At 38.3% G+C, this 12,288-nt stretch carries 11 protein-coding genes, 1 rRNA gene and 1 pseudogene; 5 read left to right on the top strand and 8 right to left on the bottom strand.

From position 1 onward, the window contains the following. Positions 1-5 precede the first annotated feature (5 nt). The 4 genes from J2Y67_RS22795 to J2Y67_RS22780 all read right to left on the bottom strand — a co-directional run bounded on the left by J2Y67_RS22795 (position 6) and on the right by J2Y67_RS22780 (position 3,401). On the bottom strand, positions 6-1,316 hold the full coding sequence (locus J2Y67_RS22795; protein WP_310177706.1) for a replicative DNA helicase: 1,311 nt from the start codon (positions 1,314-1,316) through the stop codon (positions 6-8). Continuing rightward, entirely contained in the window at positions 1,316-2,263 is a 948-nt protein-coding gene (locus J2Y67_RS22790; RefSeq protein ID WP_463675871.1) for a DnaD domain-containing protein, read from the bottom strand. Before J2Y67_RS22790 ends, J2Y67_RS22795 begins: the two co-directional genes overlap by 1 nt. A 92-nt stretch (positions 2,264-2,355) precedes the next feature. Further along, the gene (locus J2Y67_RS22785) at positions 2,356-2,877 is read right to left on the bottom strand and encodes a competence protein ComK (RefSeq protein ID WP_310177704.1); all 522 of its coding nucleotides are present in this window, start codon (positions 2,875-2,877) and stop codon (positions 2,356-2,358) included. Positions 2,878-3,170: 293 nt separating this feature from the next. Continuing rightward, positions 3,171-3,401 carry a helix-turn-helix domain-containing protein gene (locus tag J2Y67_RS22780; protein WP_310177702.1) on the bottom strand — a complete coding sequence of 77 codons (231 nt, stop codon included), beginning with the start codon at positions 3,399-3,401 and terminating at the stop codon, positions 3,171-3,173. Positions 3,402-3,820: 419 nt separating this feature from the next. On the opposite strand from J2Y67_RS22780, the gene J2Y67_RS22775 reads away from it, so the two are divergent. From J2Y67_RS22775 to J2Y67_RS22760, 4 genes and pseudogenes are all read left to right on the top strand, one after another. Then, positions 3,821-3,967 (top strand): hypothetical protein, encoded by a 147-nt coding sequence (locus J2Y67_RS22775; protein WP_310177701.1) that lies wholly within the window; start codon positions 3,821-3,823, stop codon positions 3,965-3,967. 235 nt (positions 3,968-4,202) lie between these two features. Beyond that, the gene (locus tag J2Y67_RS22770; RefSeq protein ID WP_310177700.1) at positions 4,203-4,517 is read left to right on the top strand and encodes an MFS transporter; all 315 of its coding nucleotides are present in this window, start codon (positions 4,203-4,205) and stop codon (positions 4,515-4,517) included. A gap of 1,853 nt (positions 4,518-6,370) precedes the next feature. Beyond that, the gene (locus J2Y67_RS22765; RefSeq protein WP_310177698.1) at positions 6,371-7,129 is read left to right on the top strand and encodes a GDSL-type esterase/lipase family protein; all 759 of its coding nucleotides are present in this window, start codon (positions 6,371-6,373) and stop codon (positions 7,127-7,129) included. Next, positions 7,125-7,359, top strand: a pseudogene (locus J2Y67_RS22760) (DUF4256 domain-containing protein); the annotation flags it as partial. The gene J2Y67_RS22765 and the pseudogene J2Y67_RS22760, both read left to right, overlap by 5 nt. Before the next feature lie 88 nt (positions 7,360-7,447). On the opposite strand, the gene J2Y67_RS22755 reads toward J2Y67_RS22760, so the two are convergent. From J2Y67_RS22755 to J2Y67_RS22740, 4 genes are all read right to left on the bottom strand, one after another. After that, a complete protein-coding gene (locus J2Y67_RS22755) occupies positions 7,448-7,663 on the bottom strand; it encodes a hypothetical protein (protein ID WP_310177697.1) in 216 nt (71 codons plus the stop codon). Positions 7,664-8,086: 423 nt separating this feature from the next. Then, a complete protein-coding gene (locus J2Y67_RS22750) occupies positions 8,087-8,908 on the bottom strand; it encodes a carbonic anhydrase (RefSeq protein ID WP_310177696.1) in 822 nt (273 codons plus the stop codon). 77 nt (positions 8,909-8,985) lie between these two features. Beyond that, positions 8,986-9,603: a cell wall hydrolase gene (locus tag J2Y67_RS22745; RefSeq protein WP_310177695.1), complete on the bottom strand. Its 618-nt coding sequence runs from the start codon at positions 9,601-9,603 to the stop codon at positions 8,986-8,988. Positions 9,604-10,079: 476 nt separating this feature from the next. Beyond that, positions 10,080-11,114, bottom strand: a complete 1,035-nt coding sequence (locus J2Y67_RS22740; RefSeq protein WP_310177694.1) for an LCP family protein — start codon at positions 11,112-11,114, stop codon at positions 10,080-10,082. A 1,007-nt stretch (positions 11,115-12,121) separates the two neighbouring features. Between J2Y67_RS22740 and J2Y67_RS22735 the strand changes: the two genes are divergently transcribed. Further along, a 16S ribosomal RNA gene (locus J2Y67_RS22735) occupies positions 12,122-12,288 on the top strand; the annotation flags it as partial.

Genomic DNA, 12,288 nt, shown 5'->3' with positions numbered 1-12,288 from the left:
CCTCGTTATTCGATTCCTTTTTCAGCCGTGGGCTTGCGTTCATAATGGCTAAAATAGGTTATACAAGGGTAAGGTTCCTTTAGGTCCTCAATCCTTCCCGTATGCTCGTTGTAGTTCACCCTGATGGTTCCAACTGGTCCATTACGATTTTTCGAGACGATGATTTCAAGAGAATGATCCTCGGAGTCCTTGTCATAATACGCTTCACGGTACAAGAACAAAATGACATCGGCATCCTGTTCCACACTGCCTGATTCCCGAATATCAGACATCATTGGCCGTTTATCGGCCCTGGATTCTACCGATCGATTGAGCTGCGCCAAACAAATGACGGGGCAATCGAAATCCTTCGCCATCGTTTTCAGGGATTTGGATATTTCCGTTACCTGTAAGTGGGAATTCCCGCCGTAAAATTGACTTGGATGGATCAGGGTTAAGTAATCAATAAAAAGGATCGGTTTCTTGTAGGGAAATTGATGCATCAGCTTTCTCGTTTTCGCTCTCATTTCGGCAATCGTTTGTCCGGCCCCATCAAAAATTTGCATATGGGTTTCCGTGAGATCCCCAATCACATCCGACCATTTATTCTTTTGATTTTGCGTAAGCATTCTTTTCGGATCCCGCATTTTTGCCCGGTTAAAGCCGCCAGTCGAAGCAATTAATCGAGACGTAATCTGCTTTTCAGGCATTTCTAAGGAAAATACGAGGGGCAGAAATCCTGCCCAACCCGTCATTTTGGCAAAATGGAGCATCACGTCGGTTTTTCCCATCGACGGTCTTGCCGCTAGAATGGTTACTTCTCCACCCTGAAAGCCTCCCGTCACTTCGTCGAGCTTTTTGATTCCTGTTGACGCACTTCTCAAGGCTGCTTGATCTTCCCAGGGTGCCTCATAGATATTGGCCAACGCCAGTTGTAAGGACGTATGATCCTCTAGCTTCATTTGGTTAATTTTGTCCAATTCGGCAATGACTTTCGCAATCTCCCAATCATTCATGGCGGCAACATTCAAGATGTTTCTCTTTTCCCGCTCCTTCCACAGTTCAAGAATAAGCTTCTCCGTTCCGTCAAATTTCTCCACATCTGCAAACGATAACACTTCCGTTAGGTAAGACATTCCACCGAATGATTCGAGGTCGGGTAAGGTAGTAAAGGTGATCAAATCAATATTCTTACCAGCCTGTTTTAACTCCACCATTTTTCGCATTAATTCTTGATGCCGTGTGCTTTCAAGCTGTTCCGGTTGAATGACGGTCTCCTTGAGTAAGTACTCCGCCTTCATTAAGCTTCCTAAGAACGTTTTTTCTGCGATACTCATCACGCTTCACCTGCCGTAAGGTCGAGTTCAAATTCCCTTGGAATGGATCTTCCAGCAGGAGGTGATTTGGTGAATGGCCTAGACTTATGGGGAGGCTTTTGGTTCTCACCATACGAATCCACTTCTTCTACAGTCAGTAAAGATTCATTTTCCCAGTTTTTGAGAATCCCCACAATATAGTTCAGCCTTCGCTTGTTAGTGGCACAGGCAATCTTCATGGCTTTTAAAATCATCTCTTTTGGCTGTAAAAAGCTTGAATCATCTAGCCAAGATAACAGCTGCTGTTTCGCATTCACGTTCGTAAACCCAAATCCATTCGTGTCCCAAAACTCGATAATTTCTTTCACATCTTCTTTTTTGGGGGGATTTTTTATATTTGGGTAAAAAGCTTTTAGTTGTTTTTCATTTTCATTTTCTTTTTTATTTTCTTTTTGTCCACGTATCGTAGGACGATACGGGTACGGATCGTCCATTTCTTTACATTCCGTACGATATGTATTATTTTCATTTTGATCTCTTTCTTTGTTGCTGAAAAACCTCTCATAGAGGCTGCGAAAGTACTCTTTCGGAATGGATTCCGCAACATAACGGATAAGTGAATGATCCTCTACCTTTTTTAATTCAGAAAGAATACAATCCACAACCGGTTTCCCGCCTTTATCCAGGTTATCCTTCCCCCAGTTTTTAATCGCGAGTTCTCTCGTTTCCGGATTGTAACGAATCAATTTGTGATGGTTGATGAAGCGATCCATTAAGGAATGGACACTCTCCATCGAATAACCCAAATCAAAAGCCATTACTTTTTTGGTAATTTTATAGATTCCAATTTGAGTTGTATGTGGATTCGTAAGCAGATAAAGATAAAAGTATTTGTCCTCCGGAGTCATCTCTTCTGAAACGATGGGAATCTTCCAAAATTCAGTTTGTACCATACGATATTTTGCCATTATCGACCACTGTCCTTTCGCTGGCCATGGGTGGCCATGGGGACGGTTCTCGCGGCTTTTTTGGGCCAACAGAACCGTCCCTGTGGAATCTTCTATTGTCTTTTCCGACCAAGTTCCATCCGTTTCCTTTTCGGCTCTAGCATAAAACAAAGTGGATCTCTTGCTATCCCACAAGTAATCCTTCTAAACTGTTCAGCCGTCTGCAGTTTTGTGTTAAAGGAAGACAACCTGCAAGGAACAATAAGGGTATGTCCATTCTTAAATTCTATTTTTGTCTTGTTGTAATAGCTGCTCGTCCTCAGGATTTGGTCCGGGTTCAGCCAGATGGAGTCCTCATTTTTGATTGATTTCGTGGGGAACACGACAATTCTCAGAATCGGATTCACCATGATGGGACACATATACGAATCCCCCATGATCCATTTGGAGGTTTCCAAGGCGCCTTTAAAATTAAAACCAATGCATCGAATGCTGTCATCGAGAATTTGGACAGGGGATTTGTCGACAAGAATGATTCCATCTGTTTGGGTTACCTTTGTACAAAGCTTCGCGTTTCGGTCCACATGACCTTCCATATACATAATCGATGGCTTAATAATATGAAATTTTTCCATAAACGCTCCTCAACTCCTTCATTTAATTAAACTAGGCATGACAGAAAAAAGGGAGAGCTGTTCCATTTAAACGGTTACAAAAGTTAGGGATTTCATTTTGGCAAATGGTTTTATTGCCTGAGGATGGAGTACTAACATTATGGGGTTGAATGTTGAGGTGCCGAGGCTGAATGTTAAAGAAACGCTGGAATATCCAATTCTCTTAAACAATATCATTTGTTTCCATTCACCAAGATAGAAGGGCGGCAAAGGACATTTGTGTGATTAAAGATTAGCCGCCCCAATTAAGATCATTACAACGATTTGGTATGTATGTCTTCCAGGTCAATTATTTCGCGAATATCATTGACGTTAAAGACGTCGGCAATCCGCAAAATATGGGGTAAATGAATATTTTGCATTTTTTGATTCATTAATTTACTTAAAGAAGGACGAGGAATATCCGTTAATCTGGACATTTCTCTTACGGACAAATCATGTTTCTGTACCAAGCTTTGCAATTTGAAAATCACTTTCTTCTCCATCTCTCTGCCTCCACTTTTTGAATTGCCTCTCTAGTAAAAAAGTAACATAAAAAAATAATTCGAGTGGTATACCTTCATATACCTTTTGGAAGTTTTTATACAGTTGTTCAGGATTTTGTCAAATTTTGCGGTTTCAATATTCGACATCTTTCTTATTTATTTAAATAGAAAAAGCCCTTCTTACGAAGGGGTGTTACCGGAGGACCATGGGGACGGTTCTTATGGCACTCTCATAGTAGCGTCACAGTGAGAACCGTCCATAGATGTGCTGTCAGACCCCAGCTCACTTCGAATTTTGTCGAAGATTAGTAGGTATTTGGTTAGGTATAAAATGATAGAATGGAGTTGCAACTGAATATTGTGAGGGTGGCCGGATTGTCGATCTTCTTTTCCTTGCTTTAGGAAAGGAGGTGATAATCATGGAAACTTTTCTTGAAATCGTGAAAGAAATTCTTAAAGGAATTTTGCGTGAAGTCAGCGCTTATTTCTTTCGGAAAAACGTTCTAGAAAACAAGAAAACCACCCTACGCCGTAGCAAGCCTAAGGGTGGTTCTCATAAAGAATAATACTTAGACAACCACCACCCTAACGGTAGAGGTTGCAGGGAGAAGTGTTAGCCGCACTTCTCTTTTTTATTATATATCCATTATATACAAAAAAATTCTATTATAAAAGTAAAAACAAGTTCTCGTATGTGTCAGGTTTTTCTCCGAGACCATGCGGGCGGGTTCTGTCGGCTTTTTTGGACCATGAGAACCGTCCCTGGAAAGACCATCAGATAACACCATTATGATGGTAATTATGTTATCACTTACATCGGCTGGATTAAATGGATTTTCTGGGTGCTTCTTTGCTTATATGACATTCTTCTTCACAGAATCAACTGCACCTATTGGGATCGCCTTAGTCAATTCACTTGCAGCATTAGGTGGATTTGTGGGACCGATGGTTCTTGGGGTGGTGGAGTTCACACAAGGTATGCTGATCTTGGCCGGATTACTTACATTCGGTTTAAGCGTTTTATTAACATTAAAACTATCAGCTAAAAATGATATACATATTGATATCTCTGAATCTCAAAAGGTATTAATTAATACTACTAAAATCGATACGTAATCAGGCATAAACGATATTTGGGTCAAGCAATTCCATTTTTGGTTCTTGGAAAGCTATGACCCAAAGAGGCCATGGGGACGGTTCCAATGGCATTCTCATAGTAGCGGAACCATGAGAAGCATCCCTAGATGGGTCAGAATCACATTCACTACATTTGCCCTTTCATAAAACACTTTTATTGTTTCAAAATAGAAAGATTAAGTGCAGCATTACGGACAAAAAACTGAAACAACCCCTCGAATTGTTTATTAGCTTTCTTTTTTCATTTCGGTCATTCTCCCTTTATGAGATGACCGCTTTTTTTATAGATAAAACTACAACACCACTATATGAGTAGGTGTATTTGGTATAGGTGGTGATGATTAATGGAACCTAAATGGCTGGATTAACTTATTCTTAAGATGTTATGACTTGGAAAGTATATAGCTAAAAACAGCATTTTTTAACATCGTAACGCAGATAAACGAGTTCAGGCTTTGCAATAACATAATGAGGGGATTATAACGTAGATTCTAATGCATAAACGAAGTGAATACGAAGAAAATATGGAAAGAAAGGAGGGGAAATTAGCATAAAGAGTCAACGAATCCAAGAACATGAACTAAATCAAACGACTACTGCCGGCCAAGTAATTGAAAATAACGCGAATAAAAAGTCTTCCATGACTTCCTTATCAGGAACCATTGAAACAAAAGAAGCCAATACAAATGAAGCAAAGTAACAGGCGGGGGCATGGCCTCCTGCTCCTTAATCCGTTCCCCTGGGTAGAAGTTCTTCTTATCATTCTCCGTTCAACTTTATTGTTATTCCTTTGTATTTGTGTAGTAAGTAGATTAGATTCGCAGATAAAACACCTCGGAACGCAGATAAAGGCTGCATTTGCGCAGATAAATTCCTTAGAATCGCAGATAAATTCCAATTTAACGCAGATAAATCTGTATTTTTGCTGCTTCTACATATCCTTCATGCGTCGAGGGATGCCCAAAATTGTGTTTGCTCGGTTTCTAATCAACGGTGATTGGATTGGAGAAAAGAGTTTTGGCGGAAAATTAGTCTAATAAGGCAATTATTTGAGAAGAGAAGTCGGCCGATTTTTGTGATATCAACATATTTTAGCGGGATATCAACACATTTTTATGGGATATCGACATAGATTCCAATTATATCAACACATATTGGTAAGATATCAACACAGTTTTCGGTTTTATCGACAATGATAATGGAAATCTACTATTTAGTCGGTGTCTGCCCTAATCCGAAACGGATGTAAAAAAACTGTCGAAAATGAAACAATTCCACAGCTCTTTATTAATATTATTCAATAATAAGGCGTAGCCTGTTTTTTAAAAACTTATTGGCTAGGTCGTCCAGAATCAGAAAATAAACCGTATAAGAGTACAAACCGATTAAAGTTGAAACCATTTTAGCCTACCATTCATCATGGAATCTTTGAATATTTTGTGGAAACCCGTGAATTTTACCAGGATGGTGTGTATCAAGCGAAAAAGTTTATGAGGATCGTCTTTTAAGTAGACACAGAAGGTGATAAGGAAGTATGGCAGGGTGTATTGTCTCTCTGCCACTTCCTTACTAGGCAATTCTCGACAATCTTTTTACCTGCTATTAATTGATGAAGAATGAAATAGACATGTAACGGCAATTTAATCAGACTATATTTATTCATTATTATTAAATTTTTCAAGAAACTGTCATGTTAGTAAAAAAGCGTCTCCACTGTTGTAGAAACGCACCCTTTAGCCTAATAAAATGACGGAAACAGTTGGTCAGTTGCCGTTTCGTATTCTTACTAGAATAATAGTATAGTATTAAATTTATTAAAAGGAGGTGATTATGTGTCTGATTTACACGAACACCATCACCATCACCATCATTGTTTTCAATATACAGCTCTTGGAAATTCCATTGCATTTGGAGAGGGTGCTTCATTTCACGTCAATGATACGGAAAACCACGGATACGGATACGTTTATTACTTTCGGGACTTCCTTTCGACGATTTTCCCATGTGTGAATTTGAGTAATCTTGCCCATCCTGGTGACACTAGTACTAATTTACTTCAGAAGCTACAAACCGAAGTGTTTAGGGAAGCAGTAAAAAAAGCAGATTTAATTACCATTAGTATTGGTGCCAACGATTTATTGATTTGCCTTCGTCAGCCCGACCCTACCATTCCTGCCTGTTTGTCAAATGCCGTTGCAACTTTTGCCCAAAACTGGCCGCTGATTATGCGTGAAATTCGAAAAAGCATTCGATCCCATGCTGAAATATTAGTCATGACCGTTTACAACCCTTTTATAGGTGGCACGCCATTTTTTATGTTGGCAGAGCCCTTTATTCAGGGAATTAATGATGTGATTAAAGCAAACCGTTTCACTTTTCATTATAAAGTGGTTGATGTTCATGCAGATTTTCTAGGGCAATTCACTAACACCACACAACCGAAGGTTTGTATTTGGACACATAGCTGTGAAAACCCCGTACCACCTAATTTTTTACCTAATCCACATCCTACTGATTGCGGTCATTTAGAGATTGCTCGCTTGCATGAATTCATATACCTTAAAAATCATCCAGACAAGCTATGCTATTGATATGGCAACTGCTATGGGCATTGAACTTTTAACGGAAGAACAATATCGAGCGTTGCAGAAACTTGGAAAATTCGATATGAAAACGTCGAGTTGGGTGCAAACACCCTCTGATATTAGAGAACTCGGCGGTTCCCTTTTTTGCGATTGTCGCTACGGGCACGTCTTCGTGTACCAATGGAGCAGAATCCTACTATGCTGCCAGGGGTTTCCGTGGCTCGCTAAGGGTCTAAATTTTGCACAGACAGCTAAATTTGAATTTGAGAACGAATCACCTGGGAAAGTATAAAAAGAATCTTCGGTGAAGCTCCTTTTTTCGTTCTATTGAAAATTCTTTTGTTGCGATTTAGCTGTAGCTTGCTGAACTTCTTGTTGTGCTTGTTGAATCTGCTGTTGAGCTTGTTGAAGTTGTTGTGTAGTTGCACTTGCTTGAGCAGATTGAACAGCTTGTTGCGCTTGTTGAGCAGCTTGTTGTGCTTGCTGAGCAGATTGAACGGCTTGTTGCATTTGTTGTTGCTGTTGATTTTGTTGTGTCATAAATATAACCTCCCGGGTGTATGTATTTTGTTTGGGAATTGAAATAAAACTTCAACAATAATTAAACTTTGCTAGGTTGGAGTGGTTTATACAAAAATTTTTTATTCCCACCTTTTTCTAATTTGGAGATAGAACAACTTAATTGTCTAAAATCTTTTGTTCCGTGTTGAGGATATGCCTTCAAGGACAAGTTCGTAAAACACATATTATTTCAGGTTATCAAGACCTAAATTGTAAAAATTATAAAAAAAAGGCGATGCATATTAGACATAGTTATATGTATCGCTCTTTTATTGCTCATCAATCGCGCCCGTTTCTTGAATAAAAAATATAAAATATACATTGAAAAAGCCCGTTTTATGATAAAACGAGCTTTTCTGGATTCAGATGCTAATTGCCTCTTATTCCAGAACCATAGGGATATTATAAGTTACTCGTTTGAACGTCACGTTCATTCAGAGGTTGTACAGGACGATGATTATCTGGGAAGATTTTACGGTAAGCATCGATTTGTGCTTTGGACATCTCAATTGGTTGCTCCAATACCACCCACTTGACTTTTTCAGAACAAGGAGGTGTTGTCAGCGAGCCATTATATCGAAACGATTTCTGACTCTTCGGCAGCAGACTTGTCAAATCAATCGGTTGAATTAACTTGATACCCTCTTTAGTTTCTTCTTTTGGCAGCTTGCCCCAAATCTCTGCCAAAGATTTGTTCTTGCTTCCTTCTTTGATCATAATGCCCAGTACCGCTAGCCTATTATTTTTATCTTGATGTACTAGATGGATCTCCATTTCAAAGTTTTTCCTATTAAACTGGTGTTCACTTGGCTGGTGGAAATGGAATTGGGCAAGTTTGTATTCTGTTCCTTCCACTACTATGCTATTATTTAGTTCAATGGTATTGGCTTGTACAGTATGACCGTTATTCTCGAAAGTAAATACCGTTGGCTGGTAAGTGATTTTGACATCATCCAATGCTTGATTGGGTTGAACCTTGGATATTTCAATATTAATAGGTGATTGTTCCTTGCCATTGACACATTGAGAGTTTAACGTATCTATTTTTCCCCAGTTCTTTGGACTTGTTTCTCCTTCATATGACCACTGAGTAGAGTGTTTGTTTTCTTCCCTTGAAGCTTTCTCTTCTTTTGGTTCAGTTGTGTCCTGCGTTTGAACTGAGCAAGCGCACAGTGGAATGCTTAAAGATACCGCTAAAAATTTATAAAAGAGTTTATTTTTCATATTTTAGTAATATCTCCTTTTTTCATCTATTCCTTTTTTTAATAAACTTTTTTTGCATTATGTAGATTTAGCTTTTACTACTTTGCAAATAAGTGGTTCCCTATTCTGATTACTGTTTCCCTAGTAAAAATCCAATCATTGGTTGCTAAGGTTGGATTATAATAATAAACCGAACCGTATGTAGGGTCCCATCCTTTTAAAGCATCAATCACTGCTCGATAAGAGTAACTGTCAGGTGTCAAATAATATTGACCATCATGTACAGCTGTAAAAGCATTCGTCTGGAAAATAACATCGTAAATATTTTTAGGAAAACCTGGCGTGGACAATCGATTTATAATAACAGCAGCCACCGCTACTTGTCCTTCATACGACTCACCGCGAGCTTCTCCATAAACAACCCTTGCCATCATTTCTATACCATTTAATTTTTGTTGCGTTTGAAAATCTAAAACTCCATTTGGGGATAGTCCAGTATCTAGCTGAAATTGTCTAACTGCATGATCTGTAATCGAACCATAATACCCTGTTGGTTGGGTGGTGAAATAACCCATTTTCTTTAATTTCTCTTGCAAGTTATACACCATTTTTCCCTGACTTCCTTTATGCAAAACTTCTTCTGCAAAAATGGAGCGGGGGGTAAAAAACAGAAAACAAATAAAAAAAACAAACGAAATTTTTACATTTAACTTCAAAATTCCACATCCTTTGATATTTTCCTAATATTTTACTATAAAGGTAAAATATATTTATCTATCAATAGCTCTATCTTTAACTAGTCTAATTTTCCCAAAAATGAAAGCTATACACATTTAGTTTATCGGAGCGGACAAGCCAATGAGGTAGTACACTTTCCCAAAGTTCTCCCCATTAGTAAAATTAGGTGGTATTAAAACTGCCCTCTAGAGGGGGGTTTTTCCTAATAAAAATGAAAAGAACTCCCAATAAGGAGTTCTTTTCGATGCAATTTATCTATAACATCAGGGGTATTTTGATTATACCAATATTAACCAACGTAAAAAAGAGGAAAAATCCTAGACTTTCCTAGGTAAAATGAACTTTAAATTTGATCCTCCGGCCTTTTTAAGGAATAATAAACTTTTCTCATCTATAATGTACCCCTTTTTCATTTCAAAAAATCCCGGCTGATTCTCCCAGCCGGGTCTTTCTTTTAATTATTGGAAGATGATTCATTTGTGGATGGTGTTCTACTTGAAGTCGTTTTTCCAAGAAGATGATTTTTCAGGATTAACTTTGTTTCGTTCAATGATGCTTGATCTAATTGGTAATAATAAACCCCATTAATATATGAGTCGGAACCTTTCAGTGTTAGGGATTCGGTATTTAAGCCGCTACCCGCTTTTAAATAATTAATAAACGATAACATTTGATCAAAAGTTAAATCTGTTGTCATATTCTTAGCAACCGCTTCGATTACTTTTGAATAGTTGGATACTGATTTTACGGAAGTAGCTTTGGCTAGAATAGCTTTCATAATTTCTTGTTGTCGTTTTCCACGATAAATATCGCTGTCATAATGTCTTGTTCTTGCAAAAGCCAGTGCTTGTTCTCCGTTCACATGCTGCATTCCTTTTTGTAAGGTAATCGCTCCCTGGTGGTCCTGAGAATCCTGTTCCGTAAAGGTATATGGAACATTGACATCAATTCCGCCAAGGGCGTTAATGACATCCATAAAAGCATTGAAATTCATTTCTACATAATAATTAATCGGGATATCGAGCAATCCTTCGACAGTATCAAGGGTAAGCCTTACGCCGCCATATTCATGTGCATGTGTGATTTTCGTATAAATATTCTTTTCAGGGATTTGAACATAGGAATCACGCGGGATGCTTAGAAGTTTAATTGATTTATCTTTTTTATTAAATGTAGCGAGCATCAAAGCGTCTGACCGCGAATTTCCTTCTTTCCGTTTTTTACTGTCATCGATTCCAATGAAAAGAATCGATGTGTTTTCAACGGTAACATTTTTAAATACCCGTTTGGATCCCCGGTCAATCGGTTTGTATGAACTATTCATAACCGATTCTGCCTTGCTATAAAGGAAAGTGGCATAGGCTGCACTGCTTAATCCAATGATTAGGGCAGGCAAGAGGATCCAGGACAAAGATCTCTTTTTTTCTTTCTTAGATTTATTATTTATACGGTCTTGTCTATTTGCAGACACAGATGATCTCCTTTTCATTGTAAAGTTTTGTATGAGTTACTTAAATGTTGTTGATTCCCCTTAATGAACTCGTTTGATTCAGAACGTAAACGAGGGGGACCCTCCTGCTGCTGGTGTTCTGCCTTCCTACAAATACGGACGGCCAAGATACCCACTCAATTTGTTTTATTCGGTGTACTGTTCTGGCTGCTAAGGGAATTAAAAAGCCGGCTTTCCTCATATCACAGGAAGTCCGGCTTTTATTAGGGAAAATTGCTACCCTTGGAATTGATCGTATTTACTATATCATAGCTTGTTTACAGTTTAGTTAATGAAAAATAACAGTTTAACAACATGGGACTTAAACCAAAAAATACTCCTTATAACCAAGACCTAATAATATCGTAGCTGTTATGGACTGCAATAAAGTTTAAGGGATACGGAAACGATTCGAAGAATGAGAAGAATTAATAGCTGAAAAACGTCCGCAAAAAGCATTATCTGAATATGAAAATGTATTTGGTCAACAGGAATTAAAAGAACGTCTTAAAGAATATAGAATCAATGAAAAGGAGTTTAAATAATAAGTCTTTCTCGCTTTTCTTTTTGTCTGTTAATGGATCAATAGGTGAGACACCTTTAAATTCAAATCGGAAACGATGTGAACGCTGTACAGATGATTGTTGTAGAATTGAAAAAAATTTCTGTTGCAAGTGAACGCCGACGGTGTTAAACTGATAAAGTTGCTCTTTAAAAGAGTGGATAAGCAAACAATTGGGAAAAACTTTCTCTTGCTTTAATGCACACTACGTGATATTATATAAAAGTATCTCTAAAAAAGAGCGCGAAAGTCAATCGCAATTGGAAAAAAATTATGATTGATAGAATCTAAGGAATGTGATAAAGTAATATTCCTGTCACTTTTTATTAAATGACATTGTTCTTTGAAAACTAAACAAACAAAAACGTCAACAAACAATAATAATCGTGTTTCTTCTATTATATAGAGAACACGAGCCAACGTAAATTTTCGAGCTACATCAACTTTCTTGGAGAGTTTGATCCTGGCTCAGGACGAACGCTGGCGGCGTGCCTAATACATGCAAGTCGAGCGAATTTTTTGGGGCTTGCCCCAGAAGGTTAGCGGCGGACGGGTGAGTAACACGTGGGCAACCTGCCTGTAAGACTGGGATAACTTCGGGAAACCGGAGCT

Source organism: Neobacillus niacini (assembly GCF_031456445.1).
GTDB lineage: Bacteria > Bacillota > Bacilli > Bacillales > Cytobacillaceae > Neobacillus > Neobacillus niacini_I.
Note: the sequence above shows the minus strand (reverse complement) of the source record. Positions and strands in the feature narration are given on the sequence as shown.